The 22,328-nt window shown below is 60.6% G+C and carries 25 protein-coding genes; 20 read left to right on the top strand and 5 right to left on the bottom strand.

Annotated features, from left to right (window positions below; all coding sequences use genetic code 11):
• Positions 1–17 precede the first annotated feature (17 nt).
• The 8 genes from tsaE (at position 18) to hflC (ending at position 9,205) form a co-directional block, all read left to right on the top strand.
• On the top strand, positions 18–482 hold the full coding sequence (gene tsaE / locus QY76_RS01160) for a tRNA (adenosine(37)-N6)-threonylcarbamoyltransferase complex ATPase subunit type 1 TsaE (RefSeq protein ID WP_012847224.1): 465 nt from the start codon (positions 18–20) through the stop codon (positions 480–482).
• Between the two features lie 13 nt (positions 483–495).
• Positions 496–2,154 (top strand): N-acetylmuramoyl-L-alanine amidase AmiB, encoded by a 1,659-nt coding sequence (amiB, locus tag QY76_RS01155; protein WP_034162947.1) that lies wholly within the window; start codon positions 496–498, stop codon positions 2,152–2,154.
• A gap of 16 nt (positions 2,155–2,170) precedes the next feature.
• Positions 2,171–4,081 carry a DNA mismatch repair endonuclease MutL gene (mutL, locus tag QY76_RS01150; RefSeq protein WP_045425452.1) on the top strand — a complete coding sequence of 637 codons (1,911 nt, stop codon included), beginning with the start codon at positions 2,171–2,173 and terminating at the stop codon, positions 4,079–4,081.
• Positions 4,074–5,027 (top strand): tRNA (adenosine(37)-N6)-dimethylallyltransferase MiaA, encoded by a 954-nt coding sequence (gene miaA / locus QY76_RS01145; RefSeq protein WP_045425449.1) that lies wholly within the window; start codon positions 4,074–4,076, stop codon positions 5,025–5,027. The genes mutL and miaA overlap by 8 nt, the downstream gene beginning before the upstream one ends.
• Positions 5,028–5,189: 162 nt before the next feature.
• Positions 5,190–5,498, top strand: a complete 309-nt coding sequence (hfq, locus tag QY76_RS17490) for an RNA chaperone Hfq (RefSeq protein WP_014524170.1) — start codon at positions 5,190–5,192, stop codon at positions 5,496–5,498.
• Positions 5,499–5,596: 98 nt separating this feature from the next.
• A complete protein-coding gene (gene hflX, locus QY76_RS01135) occupies positions 5,597–6,877 on the top strand; it encodes a ribosome rescue GTPase HflX (protein WP_034162942.1) in 1,281 nt (426 codons plus the stop codon).
• Positions 6,878–6,935: 58 nt separating this feature from the next.
• Entirely contained in the window at positions 6,936–8,201 is a 1,266-nt protein-coding gene (gene hflK, locus QY76_RS01130) for an FtsH protease activity modulator HflK (protein ID WP_034162941.1), read from the top strand.
• Positions 8,201–9,205: a protease modulator HflC gene (gene hflC, locus QY76_RS01125; RefSeq protein ID WP_045425441.1), complete on the top strand. Its 1,005-nt coding sequence runs from the start codon at positions 8,201–8,203 to the stop codon at positions 9,203–9,205. Before hflK ends, hflC begins: the two co-directional genes overlap by 1 nt.
• A 322-nt stretch (positions 9,206–9,527) precedes the next feature.
• Here hflC and QY76_RS01120 read toward each other — a convergent pair whose 3' ends face one another.
• Positions 9,528–10,640, bottom strand: a complete 1,113-nt coding sequence (locus tag QY76_RS01120; RefSeq protein ID WP_034162939.1) for an acyltransferase — start codon at positions 10,638–10,640, stop codon at positions 9,528–9,530.
• A gap of 190 nt (positions 10,641–10,830) precedes the next feature.
• Here QY76_RS01120 and QY76_RS01115 point away from each other — a divergent pair, with 190 nt between their 5' ends.
• From QY76_RS01115 to rlmB, 5 genes are all read left to right on the top strand, one after another.
• Positions 10,831–11,031: a DUF2065 domain-containing protein gene (locus QY76_RS01115; RefSeq protein ID WP_034162938.1), complete on the top strand. Its 201-nt coding sequence runs from the start codon at positions 10,831–10,833 to the stop codon at positions 11,029–11,031.
• A gap of 98 nt (positions 11,032–11,129) precedes the next feature.
• Positions 11,130–12,428 (top strand): adenylosuccinate synthase, encoded by a 1,299-nt coding sequence (locus QY76_RS01110; protein WP_034162937.1) that lies wholly within the window; start codon positions 11,130–11,132, stop codon positions 12,426–12,428.
• Positions 12,429–12,717: 289 nt separating this feature from the next.
• A complete protein-coding gene (gene nsrR / locus QY76_RS01105; protein ID WP_034162936.1) occupies positions 12,718–13,140 on the top strand; it encodes a nitric oxide-sensing transcriptional repressor NsrR in 423 nt (140 codons plus the stop codon).
• 39 nt (positions 13,141–13,179) lie between these two features.
• A complete protein-coding gene (rnr, locus tag QY76_RS01100; protein WP_034162935.1) occupies positions 13,180–15,630 on the top strand; it encodes a ribonuclease R in 2,451 nt (816 codons plus the stop codon).
• A gap of 90 nt (positions 15,631–15,720) precedes the next feature.
• Entirely contained in the window at positions 15,721–16,464 is a 744-nt protein-coding gene (rlmB, locus tag QY76_RS01095) for a 23S rRNA (guanosine(2251)-2'-O)-methyltransferase RlmB (RefSeq protein ID WP_034162934.1), read from the top strand.
• A gap of 27 nt (positions 16,465–16,491) precedes the next feature.
• On the opposite strand, the gene QY76_RS01090 is transcribed toward rlmB, so the two are convergent.
• Together QY76_RS01090 and bsmA are read right to left on the bottom strand one after the other, a co-directional pair.
• On the bottom strand, positions 16,492–16,767 hold the full coding sequence (locus QY76_RS01090; protein ID WP_034162983.1) for a DUF1471 domain-containing protein: 276 nt from the start codon (positions 16,765–16,767) through the stop codon (positions 16,492–16,494).
• A gap of 176 nt (positions 16,768–16,943) precedes the next feature.
• Positions 16,944–17,255: a biofilm peroxide resistance protein BsmA gene (gene bsmA, locus QY76_RS01085; RefSeq protein WP_034162933.1), complete on the bottom strand. Its 312-nt coding sequence runs from the start codon at positions 17,253–17,255 to the stop codon at positions 16,944–16,946.
• Between the two features lie 173 nt (positions 17,256–17,428).
• On the opposite strand from bsmA, the gene yjfP reads away from it, so the two are divergent.
• Positions 17,429–18,178, top strand: coding sequence for an esterase (yjfP, locus tag QY76_RS01080; protein ID WP_034162931.1), 750 nt, complete (start codon positions 17,429–17,431; stop codon positions 18,176–18,178).
• Positions 18,179–18,216: 38 nt separating this feature from the next.
• On the opposite strand, the gene QY76_RS01075 is transcribed toward yjfP, so the two are convergent.
• Positions 18,217–18,486 carry a DUF1471 domain-containing protein gene (locus QY76_RS01075; RefSeq protein WP_034162929.1) on the bottom strand — a complete coding sequence of 90 codons (270 nt, stop codon included), beginning with the start codon at positions 18,484–18,486 and terminating at the stop codon, positions 18,217–18,219.
• 301 nt (positions 18,487–18,787) lie between these two features.
• Between QY76_RS01075 and rpsF the strand changes: the two genes are divergently transcribed.
• The 5 genes from rpsF to QY76_RS01050 all read left to right on the top strand — a co-directional run bounded on the left by rpsF (position 18,788) and on the right by QY76_RS01050 (position 20,799).
• The gene (gene rpsF, locus QY76_RS01070) at positions 18,788–19,183 is read left to right on the top strand and encodes a 30S ribosomal protein S6 (protein WP_012847242.1); all 396 of its coding nucleotides are present in this window, start codon (positions 18,788–18,790) and stop codon (positions 19,181–19,183) included.
• Positions 19,184–19,191: 8 nt separating this feature from the next.
• Positions 19,192–19,509 carry a primosomal replication protein N gene (gene priB, locus QY76_RS17485; RefSeq protein ID WP_071844093.1) on the top strand — a complete coding sequence of 106 codons (318 nt, stop codon included), beginning with the start codon at positions 19,192–19,194 and terminating at the stop codon, positions 19,507–19,509.
• 4 nt (positions 19,510–19,513) lie between these two features.
• The gene (rpsR, locus tag QY76_RS01060; protein ID WP_000135199.1) at positions 19,514–19,741 is read left to right on the top strand and encodes a 30S ribosomal protein S18; all 228 of its coding nucleotides are present in this window, start codon (positions 19,514–19,516) and stop codon (positions 19,739–19,741) included.
• 42 nt (positions 19,742–19,783) lie between these two features.
• Positions 19,784–20,233 carry a 50S ribosomal protein L9 gene (gene rplI, locus QY76_RS01055; RefSeq protein WP_015460802.1) on the top strand — a complete coding sequence of 150 codons (450 nt, stop codon included), beginning with the start codon at positions 19,784–19,786 and terminating at the stop codon, positions 20,231–20,233.
• A gap of 197 nt (positions 20,234–20,430) precedes the next feature.
• Entirely contained in the window at positions 20,431–20,799 is a 369-nt protein-coding gene (locus tag QY76_RS01050) for a DUF488 domain-containing protein (RefSeq protein ID WP_034162911.1), read from the top strand.
• On the opposite strand, the gene QY76_RS01045 is transcribed toward QY76_RS01050, so the two are convergent.
• The gene (locus QY76_RS01045; protein ID WP_034162910.1) at positions 20,783–21,427 is read right to left on the bottom strand and encodes a LysM-like peptidoglycan-binding domain-containing protein; all 645 of its coding nucleotides are present in this window, start codon (positions 21,425–21,427) and stop codon (positions 20,783–20,785) included. The two genes, QY76_RS01050 and QY76_RS01045, sit on opposite strands and share 17 nt — an antisense overlap.
• A gap of 248 nt (positions 21,428–21,675) precedes the next feature.
• Here QY76_RS01045 and QY76_RS01040 point away from each other — a divergent pair, with 248 nt between their 5' ends.
• A complete protein-coding gene (locus QY76_RS01040; RefSeq protein WP_012847246.1) occupies positions 21,676–22,296 on the top strand; it encodes a peptidylprolyl isomerase in 621 nt (206 codons plus the stop codon).
• Positions 22,297–22,328: the final 32 nt, after the last annotated feature.

Genomic DNA, 22,328 nt, shown 5'->3' with positions numbered 1-22,328 from the left:
GAACGCACAACACAACTATGACAAGTATCGTACTGCAACTGCCGGATGAAGCGGCAACCATTGCCCTGGGCGGCGCGCTGGCGCGGGCCTGCCAGCGTGCCACTGTAATTTATCTGTACGGCGATCTGGGGGCGGGTAAAACCACCTTCAGCCGTGGTTTCCTACAGGCCATGGGGCATCAGGGAACGGTGAAAAGCCCGACCTATACGCTGGTGGAGCCCTATCTGCTCGCGCCGCGTCCGGTGTATCACTTTGATCTGTATCGCCTGGCCGATCCCGAAGAGCTGGAGTTTATGGGGATCCGCGACTACTTTGCCCAGGATGCGCTGCTGTTGGTGGAGTGGCCGCAGCAGGGCATGGGCTTTTTACCGGAGCCGGATATCACCCTGCATCTGACCTATACCGGCGGCGGCCGCCAGGCGGTGATTGAAGCACACAGCGTACACGGCCAGAGCGTTTTGGCCGCATTGAACGGGCAATAAGGGACGGGCACGGATGAGGGTGTTGCAGCGGTTTTTGCGCATTACGTTACCCCTGGCGCTGGGATGGTGTCTGGCTACGATGGCCGGTGCCGCCCAACTGACCAATATTCAGGTGAGCAACGGTGATCGTCAGGCGGTGGTGACGCTGACCTTTAATGCCCCCCCTGAGCTGAGTCACCGCGTCGAGCGTAGTCCGGATCGGGTGCTGGTTGAGATCGCCGACAGCAAACGGATCACCGGTGGGCTGCCGATGCAGTTTAGCGGAGAGAATATGCTCAGCCGGATCCGGGATGGCGGTGAGCAGCGCGCGGGCAAGGTGCTACTGGTGCTGGACACGACGCAGCGTCCCCGGGTTTCGGTGACGCGCAGCGGTAATCGCGCCGTGCTGACGCTGCGGGCGGAAAGCCGGGCGGCCGTCGCGCCGGTGTCCCCTCCCGCTTCGGCGAGCAAAAATCCATTTCACTCCCGTCCGCGTCAGGCGGCGGCACCCACGCCCGTGCCCGCAGCGGCACCGCTACCATCGGTACCGGTGAGCGCGGTAAAAAAATCCGGGCGCTATGACGGCTCAAAGATCGTCGTGGCGATCGATGCCGGACACGGGGGGCAGGATCCCGGCGCCATCGGCCAGGATGGGCTGCGGGAAAAAGAGGTGACGCTGGCGATCGCGCGTCGCCTGCGGGGGCTGATGGATGACGATCCGATGTTTCAGCCGGTGCTGACTCGCAGCGGCGACTATTTCATCTCCGTGATGGGGCGTTCGGATGTCGCCCGTCGCCAGAAGGCGAACCTGCTGATTTCGATCCATGCCGATGCGGCGCCCAATCGCAGCGCGAACGGCGCCTCCGTCTGGGTGCTCTCGAACCGACGAGCCAATAGCGAGATGGCCGGGTGGCTGGAGCAGCATGAGAAACAGTCCGAGCTGCTGGGCGGGGCCGGCGACGTGCTGGCTAACAGTAATCAGGATAAATACCTGAGCCAGACGGTGCTCGATCTGCAGTTCGGTCATTCGCAGCGGGTTGGCTATGACGTGGCGGTACAGGTGCTACGCCAAATGCAAAGCGTGGTGCGTCTGCATAAGCGCCATCCGGAGCATGCCAGCCTTGGGGTGCTGCGCTCGCCGGATATTCCCTCCCTGCTGGTGGAGACCGGGTTTATCAGCAACAGCGAAGGAGAGCGCCAGCTGGGAAGTGGTCAGCATCAGGAGCGGATTGCCCGGGCTATCTATATGGGGGTGCGCAGCTACTTCCTAGCGCATCCGTTGCAAAGCGGCCCAAAGGTGGAAAACCGGCCGCAGCAAGCCAGCGCGGCCGGTAACGCAGCGGCGGCCACGGCGGCAGCGTCTTCCGCCGGCGGGATCCACGTGGTGAAGCGCGGAGAGACGCTGCTGGGGATCGCCAATCGCTATGGTTCGACCCTGAGCGGGATGATGCGGCTCAACAACCTGAAAAAAGAGGGGGTCTGGGTCGGGCAGCGGCTGAAGGTGCCGAGCGCCGGCGGTAGTGCCCAGCCCGCCGCGGCCAGCGCCCCGCGTATCCATCTGGTGAAGCGCGGTGATACCCTGACGCGCATTGCGGCCCACTATGGGGTCAGCATGGATGCCCTGCGTCAGGCCAACAAAATGAAGAGTGACGAGGTGCAGCTGGGGCAACGGCTGCGCATCCCGTCGCGTTAACCCGAAGGAGATCCCTATGCCGATTCAGATCCTGCCGCCGCAGCTGGCGAACCAAATTGCCGCCGGCGAGGTAGTGGAACGTCCGGCATCGGTGGTCAAAGAGCTGGTCGAGAACAGCCTGGATGCCGGCGCGACTCGCATCGATATCGACATTGAGCGCGGCGGCGCCAAGCTGATCCGTATCCGGGATAACGGCGGCGGCATCGGTAAGGCGGAGCTGGCGCTGGCGCTGGCTCGGCATGCTACAAGTAAGATCAGTACGTTGGATGATCTTGAGGCGATCGTCAGCCTGGGGTTTCGCGGCGAGGCGCTGGCCAGCATCAGCTCGGTATCCCGCCTGACGATGACCTCGCGTCCCGAAGGGCAGGCGGAGGCCTGGCAGGCCTATGCCGAAGGGCGGGAGATGGCGGTGACGGTCAAGCCGGCGGCGCATCCGGTCGGTACCACGGTAGAGGTGCTGGATCTGTTCTACAACACCCCGGCCCGGCGCAAGTTCCTGCGCACCGAGAAGACCGAGTTTGCCCATATCGATGAGGTGGTGCGGCGGATTGCCCTGGCCCGCTTTGACATAACCCTGACGCTGCAGCATAACGGTAAAACGGTGCGCCAGTACCGGGCGGTCAGGGAGGGCGACGCGCGGGAGCGCCGCCTGGGCGCGATCTGCGGGACGGCGTTTGTGCAGCATGCGCTGGCGCTGGCGTGGCGCCATGACGATCTGGCCATTCACGGCTGGGTGGCCGCGCCGCAGGCTATCCGCCAGATAGGTGAGCTGCAGTATTGCTATGTTAACGGACGGATGATGCGCGATCGGCTGATCACCCATGCCATCCGTCAGGCTTACCAAGATCGCCTGAGCGATGAGCTGCCGCCGGCCTATGTGCTGTATCTGGAGATCGACCCCCGCCAGGTCGATGTCAACGTCCATCCGGCCAAGCACGAGGTGCGTTTTCATCAGGCGCGCCTGGTGCACGATTTTATCTATCAGGCCGTCGTCGAAGTGCTGCAGCAGGCGCAGGTTGCCAGCGCTCACGATGACCCGACGCCAGCGAGCCCGGGCGCGGCGCGGGACGAGGGCGCGCGAGGCGTCGAAAACCGGGCTTCCGCGGGGGAGAACCGGTTTAACCGCCCGGCCTCTTCGCCGGCCGCGTCAGCGCCCCGGCCGGCGCATGCGGCCGCGCCGCGTATGCCCGCCGGCGATATTTTCCGCCGCCGTGAGGGCGAACTGTATCAGCGTCTGCTGGCGGCAAACCCGGCCCCAGCGGCGGAGACGGATAGCGCGTTTGTCGCCGCGCCGGGCGCGGCGGCCGAGTCGCCCGCCGTGGCGGTCTCTACCGCCGCGGAAAACGGGGCGCCGGGCGACAGCCTTGGGCGGGTGCTGACGCTGTGCGCCGATGGTGTCGCCTTGACCGAATGCCGCCGCGGTGTGGCGCTGGTCAGCCTGCCCCATGCGCGCCGCTGCCTGCTGCGCGCCCAGCTGCAGCCATCGGCTGAGGGGCTGAAGGCGCAGCCTCTGCTGGTACCGCTGCGTCTGACCCTTGAGGCCGCGGAGCGGCAGGCGCTGCAGGCGCAGCAGCCGCTGCTGCAGCAGATGGGGATCTGCCTGCAGCCGGAGCGCCAGCACGCGCAGCTGCACGCGGTGCCGCTGCCGCTGCGACAGCAAAATTTGCCGCGCCTGATCCCCCAGATGCTGCGCTATCTGGCGACGTCCACTGCGTGCGACGCCGCATCCCTGGCGGACTGGCTCGCCGCTCACTGGCACAGCGCTGACGAGGCGCCTTGGACGCTGGCGCAGGCGGTGCAGCTGTTGGCCGATCTTGAACGACTCTGTCCTCAACTGGTACAGTCGCCGCCCCGCGCGCTGCTGCAGCCGCTGGATTTACAGCCCGGCGTCGAGCGATTGCGCCAGGAAGAACAACTGAATGAGTAACGACAAGCAGATGCAAAAACTCCCCCCGGCAATTTTCATCATGGGGCCGACCGCCTCGGGCAAGACCGCGCTGGCCATGGCGTTGCGCGAGCGTTTCCCGGTGGAGATCATCAGCGTGGATTCGGCGCTGATCTATCGCGGTATGGATATCGGCACCGCCAAGCCCAGCGCCGAAGAGCTGGCGCGGGCGCCGCACCGACTGATCGACATTCGCTCTCCGATGCAGAGCTACTCCGCCGCCGATTTTCGCGCCGATGCGCTGCGTGAGATGGCGCAGATCAGCGCTCAGGGGCGCATTCCGCTGCTGGTGGGCGGCACCATGCTCTACTATAAGGCGTTGTTGGAGGGGCTATCGCCGCTGCCGCCGGCGGATGCCGCGGTGCGGGCGCGCATTGAGCAGCAGGCGAGCAAGCGGGGCTGGGAGGCGCTGCACCGTGAGCTGGCGCAGATTGATCCGGTCGCCGCCGCCCGAATTCATCCGAATGATCCGCAGAGACTGAGTCGTGCACTGGAAGTTTTTTTCGTTTCGGGTAACACTTTAACTGAACTGACCCGCGTGAGTGGGGAGGCGTTGCACTACGCCGTCAGCCAGTTTGCCATCGCGCCGTCGCGCCGTGAACTGTTGCACCAGCGTATCGCGCTGCGCTTTCAGCAGATGCTGGAGGCCGGGTTTGAGCAGGAGGCCCGCAGGCTGTTTGCCCGCGGCGATCTGCATCCGGATCTGCCTTCGGTCCGCTGCGTCGGCTATCGCCAGATGTGGTCCTATCTGGCCGGTGAAATTGATTATGATGAGATGGTTTATCGTGGCGTATGCGCCACTCGTCAGCTGGCGAAGCGGCAGATGACCTGGCTGCGCGGATGGGAGTCAGTGCAATGGCTGGACAGCGACAAGCCCGCTGAGGCGCTGGATTGCGTGGCACAGGTTGTTAGTGCATCGCTTGACTGATTGTGTACAATTGGGCTATGGCTGTGCGTTTGCCCGGCCCTGTGAACCAATTAGTACACCGTGCGCATTTTTTACGCAGTTTTTTTGATTAGAACCATCGGGTTCTTAGTACTGAACGATTGTTATATACAACAAGCAACTAGCAAATAAGGAAAAGATAGAATGGCTAAGGGGCAATCTTTACAAGACCCGTTCTTGAACGCGCTGCGTCGTGAACGTGTCCCAGTTTCGATCTATTTGGTGAATGGTATTAAGCTGCAAGGCCAGATTGAGTCTTTTGATCAGTTTGTCATTCTGTTGAAGAACACGGTCAGCCAGATGGTCTACAAACACGCGATCTCTACCGTTGTTCCGTCCCGCCCGGTTTCCCACCACAGTGGCAATGCGGGTACGGGCAGCGCAGGCAGCAGCTACCATCACGGTGGTCAGGCCGCGTCTCAGCCCACTCAGGGCAGCGATGACGCTGAATAAGGCGTATTGTTGGTCAGTCCCGTCGGGGAGCCGTGATGGCGTGCCGTCATCTGTGCTCTCCGTTCTCATCGGACTATGCCGTTTGAGAGGTTCCTCCTTTGTTTGACCGTTACGAAGCCGGTGAACAGGCCGTACTGGTTCATATCTATTTTTCTCAGGAAAAAGATAGCGAAGATCTGAGCGAGTTTGAATCGCTGGTCTCCTCCGCCGGCGTACAGGCGCTACGCGTAATTACCGGTAGCCGTAAGGCTCCCCATCCCAAATATTTTGTCGGCGAAGGCAAGGCGCAGGAAATTGCCCAGGCCGTCGCTGAAACCCAGGCCTCCGTCGTGCTGTTCGACCACCCGCTGTCGCCAGCGCAGGAGCGCAATCTGGAGCGTTTGTGCCAGTGCCGCGTCATCGATCGCACCGGGCTGATTCTGGATATCTTCGCCCAGCGGGCGCGTACTCATGAAGGTAAGCTGCAGGTTGAGCTGGCGCAGCTGCGTCATCTGGCGACTCGCCTGGTGCGCGGCTGGACGCACCTGGAGCGCCAGAAAGGGGGGATCGGCCTGCGTGGCCCGGGTGAGACCCAGCTGGAGACCGACCGTCGCCTGCTGCGCGATCGCATCCATTTGATCCTCGGGCGTCTGGAGAAGGTAGAGAAACAGCGAGAGCAGGGGCGCCGGGCGCGCGTGCGCGCCGAGATCCCGACGGTTTCGCTGGTAGGCTATACCAACGCGGGTAAGTCGACGCTGTTCAATACGCTGACGTCGGCGACCGTCTATGCCGCCGATCAGCTGTTTGCGACCCTCGATCCTACCCTGCGCCGCGTCGAGGTTAATGACGTGGGGCCGACGGTGCTGGCCGATACGGTCGGCTTTATTCGCCACTTGCCGCACGATTTGGTCGCGGCATTTAAGGCAACGCTATTGGAAACCCGTCAGGCTTCACTTTTATTACACGTAGTAGATGCATCGGACGCGCGGGTCGATGAGAATATTGACGCGGTCAATACCGTACTGGCGGATATCGGGGCCGATGAGATTCCGGTACTGCTGGTGATGAACAAGATCGACATGCTGCAGGACTTTGTCCCGCGCATCGATCGTGATGAAGAAAACCGTCCGCTGCGGGTCTGGGTTTCTGCCCAGCAGGCCAGCGGGATGGATTTGTTATTCCAGGCGTTAAGCGAACGTCTGGGCGGCGAGATTGCCAGCTATACGCTGCGTCTGCCGGCGGCGGCGGGGCGTTTGCGCAGCCGTTTTTACCAGCTTCAGGCAATCGAAAAGGAATGGATTGAAGAGGATGGCAGCATCGGACTACAGGTCCGTATGCCGGTCGTTGACTGGCGTCGTCTCTGCAAGCAGCAGCAGGAATTGATAAACTTTATCGTTTAGCAATTGCCTGATAGATTGAGTCCTGGGGAACACCAATCAATGAAGAATGGAGCGAAGCATGGCGTGGAATCAGCCCGGTAATAACGGACAGAACCGCGACCCGTGGGGGAGCAGCAATAATAATGGCGGCAACTCCGGCGGCAACAATAATAAAGGGGGGCGCGATCAGGGGCCCCCGGATCTGGATGATCTGTTCCGTAAAGTGAGTAAGAAGCTGGGCGGACTGGGCGGCGGCAAAAGCGGCGGCTCGGGCTCGGGCTCGGCAGGAACCCCGCGTTCATCTATCGGTGGTAAAAAAGTGGTGGGGCTGGCCGTCGCGGCGGTGGTGGTGATCTGGGCCGCCAGCGGCTTCTACACCATCAAGGAAGCGGAGCGCGGCGTCGTAACCCGCTTTGGCAAGTTCAGCCACCTGGTTCAGCCGGGTCTGAACTGGAAGCCGACCTTTATCGATGATGTCATTCCGGTGAACGTCGAGTCGGTGCGTGAGCTGGCCGCCTCTGGGGTCATGCTGACCTCCGACGAAAACGTCGTGCGCGTCGAGATGAACGTACAGTACCGGGTGACTAATCCGGAAGAGTATCTGTTTAACGTGACCAATGCCGACGACAGCCTGCGTCAGGCTACGGACAGCGCCCTGCGCGCGGTGATCGGCAAGTACACCATGGACACCATCCTGACGGAAGGGCGTACCGTTATTCGTAATGATACCCAGAAGGTGCTGGAGGAGATCATCCGTCCGTACCACATGGGGATCACCATTCTGGACGTGAACTTCCAGGCGGCCCGTCCGCCGGAAGAGGTGAAGGCAGCCTTTGACGATGCCATTGCCGCGCGTGAAAACGAACAGCAGTACATCCGTGAGGCGGAAGCCTACGCTAACGAAGTCCAGCCGCGCGCCAACGGTCAGGCTCAGCGTATCTTGGAAGATGCGAAGGCATATAAAGATCGTACCGTGCTGGAGGCTCAGGGTGAGGTGGGTCGCTTCTCCCGTCTGCTGCCGGAGTACAAGGCGTCGCCGGAGATCACCCGCGAGCGTCTGTATCTGGAGACCATGGAGCGCGTGCTGGGTCATACCCGCAAGGTGCTGGTGGATGATAAGAGCAACAACCTGATGGTGCTGCCGCTGGATCAAATCATGCGCTCGGGCGATAAAGGTGCCAGCCAGGCCGGAGACAGCAAAGATACCAGCCTGATCCGGCTCAATCCGCCGCAGGCCAGCAGCAAGTCGGTCAGCGCGGGCAGCAGCACGGACAGCAGCGTGATGGACCAGCGTCGCGTCAACGCACAGCGTAACGATACCACTCGACTGGGGAGAGATTATTAATGCGTAAGTCTTTGTTAGTGATTCTCATCGTCGTGCTGGTGGCGCTGTACGCTTCACTGTTTGTGGTTCAGGAGGGGCAGCGCGGCATCGTGCTGCGTTTCGGTAAGGTGCTGCGCGATGATGAAAACAAGCCGCTGGTGTATGCGCCGGGCCTGCATCTCAAGATACCCTTTATCGAGTCGGTCAAGATGCTGGATGCCCGTATCCAGACGATGGACAACCAGGCCGACCGCTTTGTGACCAAAGAGAAGAAAGACCTGATCGTTGACTCCTACATCAAGTGGCGCATCAGCGATTTCAGCCGTTACTATCTGGCGACCGGCGGCGGCGATGTGTCGCAGGCCGAGGTGCTGCTGAAGCGTAAGTTCAGCGACCGTTTGCGCTCCGAGATCGGCCGTCTGGATATCAAGGATATCGTTACCGACTCGCGCGGTAAGCTGATGGAAGACGTGCGTAATGCCCTGAACACCGGTACGGTGGAGGATGCGGCGGCGCCGACCGAGGCCGATGACGCCATCGCCAGCGCGGCGGCGCGCGTGGCGCGGGAGACCAGCGGCAAGCAGCCGGCGGTGAACCCGAACAGTATGGCGGCCCTGGGGATCCAGGTGGTGGACGTGCGTATCAAGCAGATCAACCTGCCGACCGAGGTGTCCGACGCTATCTATCAGCGTATGCGCGCCGAGCGTGAGGCGGTAGCCCGTCGCCACCGTTCACAGGGGCAGGAAGAGGCTGAGAAGCTGCGCGCGACCGCAGACTATGAGGTGACTCGCACCCTGGCGGGCGCGGAGCGTGAAGGGCGCATCATTCGCGGTGAGGGTGATGCCGAGGCGGCGAAGCTGTTTGCCAATGCCTTCAGCAAGGATCCGGATTTCTTTGCCTTTATCCGCAGCCTTAAAGCCTATGAGAATAGCTTTAAGGGGGGCCAGGATGTGATGGTGCTGCGCCCGGACAGCGACTTCTTCAAGTATATGAAGTCGCCGGACGGCGGTAAAAACGCAAAGTAAGCGCGCAACGTTACGTGAGAAGGGATGCCGGTGCGGCATCCCTTTTTTTATCTCTAAAAAAGCGCCGGCGATGCCGGGGAATTTTTTTGTCTCTCAAAACCCGCGGCGACGTGGGGCGCGTTCTCGGTATCAACCCCATCGCCTGGGCTGCCCGGAAAGCGTCATTCTGTGTGGGGCGCTAGCGCCCGCGCCGGGGCGATGCGAGGGAGGAGGGGCGGTGGCCGCACGCTGCGCCCGTGTTCTGCCGGGCGGGCATCGGTGCCGCGATGAAAAAAGGGATACCCTTGGGTATCCCTCCTGTATGCCGGCGGCGGGCCTTCTGTCAGGCGGCCGGCATTTGCCCAGCGCTGCGGCGCAGCGTCTTGTTCATCAGCAGCCGTTCGGTTTTCACCGCCAGCGGTTTGAACAGAACCGATAGCCGCTCAATGGTGACCAGCACGATCAGGTACAGGGCGATTGCCTGGGTGGCGTTGAGCACCGACATGTCCATATTGACGCTGAGGAAGATCACGACCACGTGCTGCAACAGCATGATGATGTAGGCGCGGGAGGCCAGGCTGAGTAGTATCTGGCTGACCCGCGGCCGGATGAGCCACGGATGCAGCAGCTGATAGGTGCCCTGAACGATAAAGAAGAAGGCGACGGCGAACAGCAGGCTTACCGGCGCCAGTGGGAACAGCACCTCACGCACCGGCTGGTGGCTGATATGGGCCCAGCCGACGCCCGCGGCGATCAGCAGGGCGCCGATCAGCGCCAGCGGCCGCACATAGCGGGTGAACTGCGCCTGCAGATGGATAAACAGCATCCCGAAGGTAAAGTCGCTGATACGCACCTGGGCAGACCAGTAAGGATTGGTGACGCGGGTGTCATAGGCCATCAGTGTGATAGCGACGGTAGCCAGCATGGTCCACATCGGATAGCGTACAATGGCGCGGTAGATCAGCGGTGAAATGACATACAGCAGGATGATGCAGCCGATAAACCACTCTCCGGTAAAGTACACCGTCTTAATTTCATAAACGCCGTGCAGATAGTGGTCGAAGCCGAGCACCGAGGGCAGCATATCCAGCACCGAGCGGGTGCCGTTGGGGCCAACCTCGACCAGCGGATTGCCGGGATAGGTAAAGAACACCCCCAGAGCCAGCAGCAGCAGGGCCATGCCAAAGTAGGCGATGTTATAGGGGATCAGCACCGAGTAGACGCGGCGCAGATAGTATTCGTGAGCCGCGTATTTGCGCAGCGACAGGTAGGCGAGCGCGCCGGAGATCATAAAGAAAAACGAGACGCCCAGGCGGCCGATGCCCGCCGTCAGGTATTCGCGCGGGAACGTCAGGACGGTGCTGGTATCGAACATATAGCTGTAGTGCGAGGTGATCACAAAGAGCACCGATACGACGCGCAGAATGTCAAAGAAGTGGTTGCGCCCAGGTTTCATATCGCCTCCAAAAAAAGTTGGCGAATTATAGCGGATGTCGCGCGAGATTGGCTAAGGAGTGTTCTGAAAATTCCCCCCTATTGCGACATGCTGCGGATAGCGCAGGTTTTATTTTTGCATTCCACCGTGTCGATTATAGAATCGCGCTTTTATTCAGACACTCGGTCTGTGCGACCGTTCGCGGGGAAAAATGAATTCGACGATTTGGATGGCATTGGCGCTGGTTTTGGTCGTTGAAGGGCTAGGGCCGATGCTCTTTCCGCAGGCCTGGCGACGGATGATCGCCTCGATGGCGCAGCTGCCTGATGGTTTATTGCGCCGCTATGGCGGAGGTCTAGTGGTTGCAGGACTGGTTATCTACTACATGTTGCGTAGTCGCCTCGGCGGCTGATATGTCAGACAAAATTTGCGCAATCGTGTGCGAAAAAAGCTGAAAGCTGAAAAATGAGGTGGTAGAATCCATTTTTAACAACGTGGTGAATAGCTAAAATGGGCAAGAACGTCGTCGTACTGGGCACCCAATGGGGTGACGAAGGTAAAGGTAAGGTCGTAGACCTCTTAACTGAACGGGCCAAGTATGTTGTACGCTATCAGGGCGGGCACAACGCGGGCCATACGCTAGTCATTAACGGTGAAAAAACCGTTCTGCATCTGATTCCCTCAGGTATTCTGCGCGAAAATGTCGTCAGTATCATTGCCAACGGCGTTGTTCTGGCGCCGGATGCGCTGCTGCGCGAAATGACCGAGCTGGAAGCGCGCGGTATACCGGTGCGCGAGCGCCTGCTGCTCTCTGAAGCCTGTCCGCTGATCCTGCCGTATCACGTTGCGCTGGACAATGCGCGAGAGAAAGCGCGCGGTGCCAAGGCTATCGGCACCACCGGTCGCGGCATCGGCCCGGCCTATGAAGACAAAGTGGCCCGCCGCGGTCTGCGCGTCGGCGACCTGTTTGATAAAGCCAGCTTCGCCGTTAAGCTGAAAGAGATTATGGAGTACCATAACTTCCAGCTGGTGAACTACTACCACGTCGATGCCGTTGATTACCAGAGCGTGCTGGATGAAGTGATGGCGGTTGCCGATCTGCTGACCAGCATGGTGGTTGACGTTGCCGATCTGCTGAACAAGGCCTATCGCAACGGCGAATATGTGATGTTCGAAGGTGCCCAGGGCACTCTGCTGGATATCGACCACGGTACCTATCCGTACGTGACCTCCTCCAACACGACCGCCGGTGGCGTGGCGACCGGCTCCGGTATCGGCCCGCGCTGCGTGGACTATGTGCTGGGTATCGTCAAAGCGTACTCTACCCGCGTGGGCGCCGGTCCGTTCCCGACCGAGCTGTTCGATAGCGTCGGTGAGTTCCTGTGCGAGAAGGGCAACGAGTTTGGTGCCACCACCGGCCGCCGCCGCCGCACCGGCTGGCTGGACGCCGTTGCCGTGCGCCGCGCCGTCGAGCTGAACTCGCTGTCTGGCTTCTGCCTGACCAAGCTGGATGTGCTGGACGGCCTGGATGAAGTGAAAATCTGCGTAGGCTATCGCCTGCCGGATGGCCGCGAAGTCGACGTAACGCCGCTGGCCGCCGAAGGCTGGGAAGGCATTGAGCCGATCTACGAAGTGCTGCCGGGCTGGAAAGAGAGCACCTTTGGCGTGAAGCTGCGTGACGGTCTGCCGCAGGCGGCGCTGAACTACATCAAACGCATTGAAGAGGTGACCGGTGTGCCGGTCGATATCATCTCTACCGGTCCCGACCGCGAAGAGACTATCGTTCTGCGTCACCCGTTCGACGCTTAATGACCCGATGCGTTATCCAATAAACCGGCCCTCTGGCCGGTTTATTGTTTTGAGCGACTTCCCACCGTTGTAATATCCACCGTTCTTATTAAATAAATTAGTCGCTTTCATCCGGCTGGTTTATTATCCAGTATAGGGTGTGCCTCGCCGCAGCGCCCGCCGCATGCGGCGATCGTGGGCAGACCGGGTGGGGCGCGTTTCCCGCATTGACGGACGAGGTGAGCGGGCCTGCGCGCCGCTCCCATCTTCGTTACCGGCCGGTAACGCGGCGTGATGAATAGAGGTATTCGTGCAGTTAACCAGTTTTACCGATTTTGGATTGCGCGCCTTGGTATACATGGCAGCGCTGCCGGAAGGGCAGATGACCAGTATCACCCAGGTGACGGAGGTCTATGGGGTGTCGCGCAATCATATGGTCAAGATAATCAACCAGCTGAGCCGGGCCGGCTTTGTGACCGCGGTGCGCGGTAAACATGGCGGAATCCGCCTGGGGCGGCCGGCTAGCGAGATCCGCATCGGCGACGTGGTGCGGGAGCTGGAGCCGCTGACGCTGGTTAACTGTTCGCAGGCGTTTTGCCATATTACCCCGGCGTGCCGTCTGAAGCAGGTGCTGCATCGGGCGACGGACGCCTTTCTGGCGGAGCTGGATTGCTGCACCCTGGCCGATCTGATCGAGCACAACCCACCGCTTTATAAACTGTTGCTGGTATAGCGCCGGCGGCAGAATGCTGATGACAACGGAGGAACCCCAATGTCACAAGATCCCTATCTGGAACGTGAAGCTGAAAAGTACGCCTCCCCGATCCCCAGCCGTGAATTTATCCTGATGCATCTGGCCAAGCGCAAGACGCCCGCCAGCCGAGAAGAGCTGGCCCAGGAGCTGTCGCTGAGCAGCGAGGAGGATCTGGAGGCATTGCGCCGTCGCCTGCGCGCCATGGAGCGTGACGGGCAGCTGATTTTTACCCGCCGCCAGTGCTATGCCCTGCCGGAGCGGCTCGATCTGATTAAAGGAACGGTGATCGGTCACCGCGATGGCTTCGGCTTCCTGCGCAGCGAGGGGCAGAAAGAGGATCTCTATCTGTCGCCGGAGCAGATGAAGATGTGCATGCACGGCGACGTGATCCTGGCGCAGGTGACCGGCACCGATCGGCGCGGGCGCAAAGAGGTGCGCGTGGTACGCGTGGTGGAGCCGCGCACCGGACTGATCGTCGGCCGCTACTTTACCGACGCCGGTACCGGTTTTGTGGTGCCGGACGATGGTCGTCTGAGCTTTGATATTCTGATCCCGTCGGATGCCATCGCCGGCGCCCGCATGGGCTATGTGGTGGTGGTCGAGCTGACCCAGCGTCCGACGCGGCGTACCAAGGCGGTCGGTAAGATCGTTGAGGTGCTCGGCGACAATATGGGCACCGGCATGGCGGTCGATATCGCCCTGCGCAGCCATGACATTCCCCACGCCTGGCCGGAGCAGGTCGAGCGCCAAGTGGCCGATCTGAGCGAAGAGGTTCCCGAGGCCGCGAAGGTGGGACGTATCGATTTGCGCGATCTGCCGCTGGTTACTATTGACGGTGAGGATGCGCGCGACTTCGACGATGCGGTGTACTGCGAGAAAAAACGCGGCGGCGGCTGGCGCCTGTGGGTCGCCATTGCCGACGTCAGCTACTACGTGCGACCCAATACCGCGCTGGACCACGAGGCGCGCAGCCGCGGCAACTCGGTGTACTTTCCCTCTCAGGTGGTGCCGATGCTGCCAGAGGTGCTCTCCAACGGGCTGTGCTCGCTGAACCCGCAGGTGGATCGTCTGTGCATGGTGTGCGAAATGACCATTGCCGCCAGCGGACGCCTCTCCTCCTATAAGTTTTATGAGGCGGTGATGAGCTCTCACGCGCGTCTGACCTACACCAAGGTGGCGCATATCCTGGCTGGAGATCCGGATCTGCGCGCGCAGTACCATGCGCTGGTCAAGCCGCTGGAGGAGCTGCACGCGCTGTATAAGGCGCTGGATCACGCCCGCGAAGAGCGCGGCGGCATCTCCTTTGAGACCGAAGAGGCTAAGTTTATCTTCAACGCCGAGCGGCGCATTGAGCGTATCGAGCCCACGGTGCGTAACGATGCCCATAAGCTGATCGAAGAGTGCATGATTCTGGCCAATATCTCGGCGGCGCGCTTTATGGAGAAAAACCACGAGCCGGCGCTGTTCCGTATTCATGACAAGCCCAGCGAAGACCATGTGATGGCGCTGCGTACCGTCCTGGCGGAGCTGGGGCTTTCCCTGGGGGGCGGAACTCAGCCGGAGCCGAAGGACTATGCTCTGCTGATGGATAAGGTGGCGGATCGCCCCGACCATGAGATGCTGCAAACGATGCTGCTGCGCTCCATGAAGCAGGCCGTATACGATCCAGAGAACCGCGGTCACTTCGGTCTGGCGCTGCAGGCCTATGCCCACTTTACGTCGCCGATTCGCCGCTACCCCGACCTGTCGCTGCACCGCGGCATTAAATACCTGTTGGCGCGCGAGCATGGTCACACCGAGCGCTGGACGCCGAGCGGCGGCTGGCATTACCACACGGAAGACATGCTGCAGCTGGGGGAGCACTGCTCTATGACGGAGCGGCGCGCCGATGAGGCGACGCGCGATGTCTCCGACTGGCTGAAGTGCGACTTTATGCAGGATCACGTCGGCCAGACCTACGGCGGCATCATCACCAGCGTTACCGGTTTTGGCTTCTTTGTCCGCCTTGACGATCTATTTATCGATGGGCTGGTGCATGTATCGACTCTGGATAACGACTATTACCGCTTTGATCAGATAGGTCAGCGTCTGATCGGGGAGTCCTCCGGTCAGGTCTATCGGCTGGGCGATAAGGTAGAGGTGAAGGTCGACGCGGTGCATCTGGATGAGCGTAAGATCGACTTCGCCCTGATCTCGACGGCGCGCGGCGTGCGCGGCGCGGGTAAGACGGCCCGGAACAAGGCGCGTCAGGCGAACGGCGGGACGGAGAAGAAGCCGTCGCGCAGCGCCCGGCGCGGTGGTAAGATGCCGGCCAATTTTGCGCCGGATAGCGTTCAGCGCCGCGGCGATGAGGCCGCACCCGCTAAGAAAGGCAGGGGAAAAGGCAAAGGTAAAAAGCCGTCGGTTCAGACGCGTAACATCGCCGCGTCGACCAAGGCCAAGCGGGCGCGGAAGAAAACGACCGACTAATGCGCGATACGGACGATATCCCTATTGTCGATTAACCCATCATAACGCCGGCCCCTTGGGGGTCGGCGGTGAGCAATAAACCAGATAATTATGAGTGAAATCATTTACGGTATTCATGCCGTTAAGGCCCTGCTGGAGCAGGATCCGCAGCGCTTCCTCGACGTATTCGTGATGAAGGGACGCGAGGATCGCCGGCTGCTGCCGCTGCTGCAGCAGCTGGAGGAGTGCGGTATCCGGGTACAGGTCGCCCAGCGTCAGTGGCTGGATGAGAAGGTCGAAGGGGCGGTACACCAGGGGATCGTGGCACGCGTGAAGCCGGGACGACAGTATCAGGAAAACGATCTGCCGGACCTGCTGGCCGGGCTCGAGCACCCGCCGTTCCTACTGATCCTCGATGGGGTCACGGATCCGCATAATCTGGGCGCCTGCCTGCGCAGCGCCGACGCCGCCGGTGTGGATGCGGTGATTGTGCCGCGTGACCGCTCCGCTCAGCTGAATGCGATCGCCAAAAAGGTTGCCTGCGGCGCGGCGGAAAACGTGCCGCTGATCCGGGTCACCAATCTGGCGCGCACGATACGTCTGCTGCAGCAGGAGAACATCTGGATCGTCGGCACCGCCGGTGAGGCGGATCACAGCCTGTATCAAAGCCGGATGACCGGCGCGATGGCGCTGGTGATGGGGGCGGAGGGCGACGGTATGCGCCGCTTAACCCGTGAGCACTGCGATGAGCTGATCAGCATCCCGATGGCGGGCAGCGTCTCGTCGCTTAACGTCTCGGTAGCGACCGGTATCTGCCTATTTGAGGCGGTGCGTCAGCGTAGCACCAAGGCCTAACGAGGCGCGTCGCGGGCGGCGGGCGGCTCAGCGGTAGAGCGCGGCCGTCGCCTGCCATCCCTGCTGACCGTCGCTTTCCCACATGTGTAGAATGCGGTAATAGCGGGCGCCGCGCTGGTCTGCCTGGTGAGCGATGCTCCGTTCGACATCCTGGGGATTGCCCAGGATCCCCCTGAGGGAGATCATCCCCATCCTACTGAGATCGGTGACGAGATCGGCTCGGGCATATTCGGCCGACTGCGCCGAGGTGCCGATCAGACCAATAGAGAAAAGCAGCGATGTGAGTAGCGGGGAACGGCTCATGGCAGCCTCCAGGTAAGGGTCCGTTATGGACATGGACTTTGGCTGCACCGTCCCTCCTCATTGCTTCACCGTGACGCGGTGAACGCGCGGCCAAAAAATCTACACAGCCGTTTTATAATGAAACAGTGGGTGTAGACTTTTATTGGCAGTATGTAAATTTTGTTAAAAACAGCGGCTTAGCGGTACAGCGTCGCCACGCTATACCACTGGCCCGGCACCCCGGTCTCCTGCAGCATCACAATATAGTAATAGCGGGCGCCGGCGGCATCCGCCCTCTGCTGAATAACCTCCTGAACATTCATCGGGCTGCCATAGACACTGGCGCTAATATTCCACATTTTACTCAGCCCTTCGGTCTGGTTACGGCGCAGCTCCTGCGCGTGGCCTGCGATCGGCGGCGGCGGCGGCATCGGCTTGCCGTCCATTACGCTGCAGGCCCCCAGCAGCAGGGTCAACAGAATGGTCAGGGTCAGTTTGCAGGTTTTCATCGGGCGGTCCGTTGGCTGGAAAAAGGATAGTGGTGATTATCTTAGCGCTGTCTGATGCGGATTTCCCGGAGAAACGCCGCATTGCGCGCGCACGCGCAGAGGATACGAGAGCTTGTCTGAATGCGCTGGTCGGGCGATGATGCGTTTTTGCTATGTGTATCGAGAGGCTGTCGATGGTTGAAATGTTCGAACAGACGGTGGGCGGGATTCCGCTGCTGCACGCCGTACCCGCGGGTCAGCGCGACAGCGCTTTGCCGACGATCTTTTTTTATCATGGGTTTACCTCCTCTAAGGAGATGTACTCCTATTTTGGCTATGCCTTTGCCGCCGCGGGATTTCGCGTACTGCTGCCGGAGGCGGATATGCACGGTAGCCGCTATGACGGCGATGAGCGCCGCCGCCTGGCCCATTTCTGGGACATTCTAAAATCGAATATCGATGAGCTGCCGTCGCTGTATGACCATTTCCTGAGCGCGGGGCTGATTCTGGACGGGCGGGTGGGGGTCGCGGGCGCCTCGCTGGGCGGAATGACGGCGCTGGGCGCCAAGGCCCGCTATCCCTGGCTACGCGCCACCGCCAGCTTTATGGGATCGGGCTTTTATCTGTCGCTGTCGCAGCGCCTGTTTCCCCGTCAGCATCAGCCAACTGAGGATGAGCGGGAGTGGGTTCGCCAGCGGGTGAGTGCGCTGGCCGACTATGACGTCAGCGGCCGTCTGGCGCAGCTGGCGGATAGGCCGCTGCTGATTTGGCACGGTTTGGCGGATGATCTGGTGCCCGCGGCCGAGAGCCAGCGTCTGGTGCAGGCGTTGACGTCGCATCATCTGATGGATAACGTCAGCGTGGTGACCGAGCCGGGGATTGCCCATAAGATCACGGCGTCGGCGCTGGCCTGCGGTACGGCGTTTTTTAGTCGTCGCCTGTAAGATAGCGCCGCGCCCTGCGGCGCGGCGCTAAGGGGGCGTCAGTGGTAGAGTACGGCGCTGACGTGGATTTGCCCGTGAGAGAGCGGTTCATGAATCGCGATGATCTGGTAGTAGGCGGCGCTGTTAGCGTCGGCCTGCGCCCGAATATCGCCCATGGCATCCTGCACGTTAATGACATCGTGATTGACGCTGATGACGGCAAACTCACGGGCCGGCATGGCGTCTCCCTGGCTGGCGCTGATTTCAGTGGCCGCCGCGGCGCTGCCGCACAGCAGACACAGTGTGATGAAAGCGAAGGCAGATTTCATCGGAGGCTCCTTACGGATGGGATCCGTATTGTCTGATGAGCATCGTCCTGATGATATGTGATTTGTATCACGGTTTAACCCTCTACCTTAACTGTAGCAGCGCCACGACGGTTGTCCGTTCGTCTTTTGTATCCAATTGTCTCCGGCGGCGCAGAATTAATTTGCGCGATGGCTTGAGTTTCCCCCCCAGCATCAGTATTATGACGCGTCATTTTTCAGCCGCCCACAAATACGTTCCTTGCCTCCATGGGCTGCGGCTGACCCCGACAGGAGGCTGAATAATCCGTAAGGAGCAATTTCGATGCGTCATTACGAAATCGTTTTTATGGTTCATCCTGACCAGAGCGAACAAGTTCCGGGCATGATCGAGCGTTATACTGGTGCCATCACTGGCGCAGAAGGCAAGATCCACCGTCTGGAAGATTGGGGCCGCCGTCAGCTGGCTTACCCGATCAATAAACTGCACAAAGCCCACTACGTTCTGATGAACGTTGAAGCTTCGCAGGAAGTGATCGATGAGCTGGAAACTAACTTCCGCTACAACGACGCCGTTATCCGCAGCATGGTTATGCGTACTAAGCACGCCGTAACCGAAGCTTCTCCGATGGTTAAAGCGAAAGACGAGCGCCGTGAGCGTCGCGAAGATTTCGCTAACGAAACCAGCGAAGAAACTGAAGCTGGGGATTCTGAAGAGTAATTGTCGCAATGACCGTAAATCGTCTGGTGTTGGCTGGCACGGTGTGCAAGGTACCCATACGAAAGGTCAGTCCCTCCGGCATTCCTCACTGTCAGTTTGTGCTTGAGCACAGATCGCAACAGCAGGAAGCCGGATTCAGCCGACAGGCATGGTGCAGAATGCCCGTGATTGTCAGCGGAGCGGGACTCGAGGCAATGACCCACAGATTAACGGTCGGCAGCGCACTGCGAGTGCATGGCTTCGTCAGTTGCCATATGGGTCGAAATGGCCTGAACAAGTTAGTGCTGCATGCCGAGCAGATTGAATTGATTGATTCTGGAGACTAGCCAAATGGCACGTTATTTCCGTCGTCGCAAGTTCTGCCGTTTTACCGCGGAAGGCGTTCAAGAGATCGACTATAAAGACATCGCTACGCTGAAAAACTACATCACCGAAAGCGGTAAGATCGTACCGAGCCGTATCACCGGTACCCGTGCAAAATACCAGCGTCAGCTGGCTCGTGCTATCAAGCGCGCACGCTACCTGTCCCTGCTGCCGTACACTGATCGCCATCAGTAATCGGCCGCGTTGTCAATTAACGACTTTTGAGAGGATAAGGTAATGCAAGTTATTCTGCTTGATAAGGTAGCAAACCTGGGTAGCCTGGGTGATCAGGTTAACGTTAAAGCAGGTTACGCTCGTAACTTCCTGGTTCCGACGGGCAAAGCTGTCCCGGCAACCAAGAAAAACGTCGAGTTCTTTGAAGCACGTCGCGCAGATCTGGAAGCCAAACTGGCCGAAACCCTGTCTGCTGCTGAAGCACGCGCTGTCAAGATCAATGAACTGGCCACCGTTACCATCGCGTCCAAAGCGGGCGATGAAGGTAAACTGTTCGGTTCTATCGGTACTCGTGACATCGCCGATGCAGTGACCGCTGCCGGTGTTGCAGTCGCGAAAAGCGAAGTTCGCCTGCCGAATGGCGTGCTGCGTACCCTGGGTGATCACGAAGTTCACTTCCAGGTTCACAGCGACGTATTCGCACAGCTGAACGTCGTTGTTGTTGCTGAGTAATTTACTCGTGCAATAACCCAAAACGCCGGCCTTGCGCCGGCGTTTTGCTTTTCTGGCCGCCCTGCGGCATGTACCATGGTAGGTTCTGACGGGTGTCTCAACGACAGGGCGCGTCGCGGCGGAACGCAGGAGCTATCCCTGGCCATCTACGCCAGCGCGGCGGTGGGACACCGGATCTCATCTGCGGAGGCAATATCATGGCACCGATCGCGCTGCAGCGGGTGTATGACGTGCGGGCACCCTTTTCTCCCCATACTTTTCTTACCGACCGTCTGTGGCCGCGCGGTATCGCCAAGGCGCGCCTGGAGGGTGTCAGCTGGCTGAAAGAGGTCGCCCCGTCGACGGCGCTGCGTCAGGCGTTTCACCATGCGCAGTTGGACTGGCCCGCCTTCGTCGCTCGCTACCGAGACGAGCTGGCGGTCAATCCACGGGCCTGGCTGCCGCTGGTGCTGCTGCTGCGCCAGGGAGAGTCGCTGACGCTGCTGTACGGCAGCCGCGATAGCCAGTGCAATCAGGCCGTGGCTCTACGCGACTGGCTGCTGGAGCAGCTTAGCGCAGGCGAATAAAGCTGCCGTCGCTTTCCCGGCGGAAGGTGACTTGACGATCGTCCGTGGTCTCGAGTTTTAAGGCGAGGATTTGCCCCTGGGGGCCGCGGCGGATCATGACGTGCTGTCCTGCCTTGAGGTTGCTCAGCGGGCGATCATCGCCTTCGACCCGCGCCATGGCAAAGGCATCGGTGACGTCAAGATTATGCTCCCGCAGCAGCTGGGCCAGGGTTTGTCCCGGCAGGATCGGGTAGGCTTGCCAGTCGTTGACTTCCGGGGAGATTGGCGCTGCGCGCTGCGGCTGCAGCGTGGCCTGCATTGATGATTCCGTCGTCTGGATCGCGGGAGACGGCGTGGGCGGCGCCGCGTCATCGCTGGGCCACAGTAGCGCCAGCAGCAGCACGGCGCTGGCGACGGTGAGCCAGCGACGGTGGAAGGCAGGCAGCGGCGCCATCCAGTCGAATTGATCCGGACAGTGCCAGAGCGCGCGCAGCGCCGCCCGGCACTGCCGCGGTATGCAGCGCAGATCCTCTTTCCGCGGCCGCGCGGCGGGCAGGGCGATCCCCTGGCACAGACGCCGCCATATATCCTGGATAGCTACGCCGCTACAGGCGGGTACCTTGTGCTTTTTGGGCGCAATTCTGCCCATGTTAACCTCTCTACCATGACAGGCCGCTATCTCCGTGGCCACGCTTAGCCTATATGCTTTGGGTCGACAGAAACAGGATAACAATCCGAAAGATCCGGCCGGCTTAGGCGCGGCGGACGCGAGCGGTATGCTTACGGCTATTGTTTCTTTTTCGCTGACAAAAGTCACCCTTACGGCGACAAGATTTTACCCATTGCGGTCGCGCTGTTATGCTGCGCGTTCTACTTTCAGTGACTAAAGGAAACATCATGTCGACCCCTGCTTTTGACAGTATAGAAGCGCAAGCAAGTTATGGTATTGGCCTCCAGGTCGGTCAGCAGCTTAATGAGTCCGGTCTGCAGGGTCTGCAGCCGGAAGCGCTGCTGGCGGGGCTGCGCGATGCGATGGAAGGCAATGCGCCGGCGGTACCGGTCGAGACGGTTCACCGCGCGCTGCGCGAGATCCATGAGCGCGCTGACGCGGTGCGCCGTGAGCAGCAGAAAGCGCTGGCGGAAGCCGGGGAGCGTTTCCTGGCGGAGAACGCGCAGCAGGATGACGTAACCGTCACGGAGTCAGGGCTGCAGTTTAAAGTGCTGAAGCAGGGTGAGGGCGCGATTCCGTCCCGTCAGGATAAAGTCCGGGTACACTACACCGGTCGTCTGGTCGACGGTACGGTGTTTGACAGCTCTGAGCAGCGCGGTGAGCCGGCAGAATTTCCGGTGGGCGGCGTTATCGCCGGTTGGATTGAGGCGCTGAGCATGATGCCGGTCGGCTCGCGCTGGCAGCTGTATATTCCGCACCAGCTGGCCTATGGCGAGCGCGGCGCCGGCGCCGCTATCGCGCCGTACAGCGCGCTGGTTTTTGACGTCGAACTGCTGGATATTCTGTAATTTGAGTCTGTCGCGGGGCCGCACGCCGTGTG

Origin of the sequence: Edwardsiella sp. EA181011 (genome assembly GCF_000800725.1) — a bacterium.
GTDB classification, from domain to species: domain Bacteria; phylum Pseudomonadota; class Gammaproteobacteria; order Enterobacterales; family Enterobacteriaceae; genus Edwardsiella; species Edwardsiella anguillarum.
Note: the sequence above shows the minus strand (reverse complement) of the source record. Positions and strands in the feature narration are given on the sequence as shown.

Coding starts and splice junctions, on each gene's coding strand:
- hflC (WP_045425441.1), top strand. CDS start 8,201: ATGCGTAAGTCTTTGTTAGTGATTCTCATCGTCGTGCTGGTGGCGCTG.
- amiB (WP_034162947.1), top strand. CDS start 496: ATGAGGGTGTTGCAGCGGTTTTTGCGCATTACGTTACCCCTGGCGCTG.
- miaA (WP_045425449.1), top strand. CDS start 4,074: ATGAGTAACGACAAGCAGATGCAAAAACTCCCCCCGGCAATTTTCATC.
- QY76_RS01045 (WP_034162910.1), bottom strand. CDS start 21,427: ATGGGCAGAATTGCGCCCAAAAAGCACAAGGTACCCGCCTGTAGCGGC.
- priB (WP_071844093.1), top strand. CDS start 19,192: ATGACCGTAAATCGTCTGGTGTTGGCTGGCACGGTGTGCAAGGTACCC.
- hflK (WP_034162941.1), top strand. CDS start 6,936: ATGGCGTGGAATCAGCCCGGTAATAACGGACAGAACCGCGACCCGTGG.
- hfq (WP_014524170.1), top strand. CDS start 5,190: ATGGCTAAGGGGCAATCTTTACAAGACCCGTTCTTGAACGCGCTGCGT.
- rpsR (WP_000135199.1), top strand. CDS start 19,514: ATGGCACGTTATTTCCGTCGTCGCAAGTTCTGCCGTTTTACCGCGGAA.
- QY76_RS01115 (WP_034162938.1), top strand. CDS start 10,831: ATGAATTCGACGATTTGGATGGCATTGGCGCTGGTTTTGGTCGTTGAA.
- rlmB (WP_034162934.1), top strand. CDS start 15,721: ATGAGTGAAATCATTTACGGTATTCATGCCGTTAAGGCCCTGCTGGAG.
- QY76_RS01090 (WP_034162983.1), bottom strand. CDS start 16,767: ATGAGCCGTTCCCCGCTACTCACATCGCTGCTTTTCTCTATTGGTCTG.
- rpsF (WP_012847242.1), top strand. CDS start 18,788: ATGCGTCATTACGAAATCGTTTTTATGGTTCATCCTGACCAGAGCGAA.
- QY76_RS01120 (WP_034162939.1), bottom strand. CDS start 10,640: ATGAAACCTGGGCGCAACCACTTCTTTGACATTCTGCGCGTCGTATCG.
- QY76_RS01075 (WP_034162929.1), bottom strand. CDS start 18,486: ATGAAATCTGCCTTCGCTTTCATCACACTGTGTCTGCTGTGCGGCAGC.
- yjfP (WP_034162931.1), top strand. CDS start 17,429: ATGGTTGAAATGTTCGAACAGACGGTGGGCGGGATTCCGCTGCTGCAC.
- bsmA (WP_034162933.1), bottom strand. CDS start 17,255: ATGAAAACCTGCAAACTGACCCTGACCATTCTGTTGACCCTGCTGCTG.
- mutL (WP_045425452.1), top strand. CDS start 2,171: ATGCCGATTCAGATCCTGCCGCCGCAGCTGGCGAACCAAATTGCCGCC.
- rplI (WP_015460802.1), top strand. CDS start 19,784: ATGCAAGTTATTCTGCTTGATAAGGTAGCAAACCTGGGTAGCCTGGGT.
- tsaE (WP_012847224.1), top strand. CDS start 18: ATGACAAGTATCGTACTGCAACTGCCGGATGAAGCGGCAACCATTGCC.
- QY76_RS01040 (WP_012847246.1), top strand. CDS start 21,676: ATGTCGACCCCTGCTTTTGACAGTATAGAAGCGCAAGCAAGTTATGGT.
- QY76_RS01110 (WP_034162937.1), top strand. CDS start 11,130: ATGGGCAAGAACGTCGTCGTACTGGGCACCCAATGGGGTGACGAAGGT.
- QY76_RS01050 (WP_034162911.1), top strand. CDS start 20,431: ATGGCACCGATCGCGCTGCAGCGGGTGTATGACGTGCGGGCACCCTTT.
- rnr (WP_034162935.1), top strand. CDS start 13,180: ATGTCACAAGATCCCTATCTGGAACGTGAAGCTGAAAAGTACGCCTCC.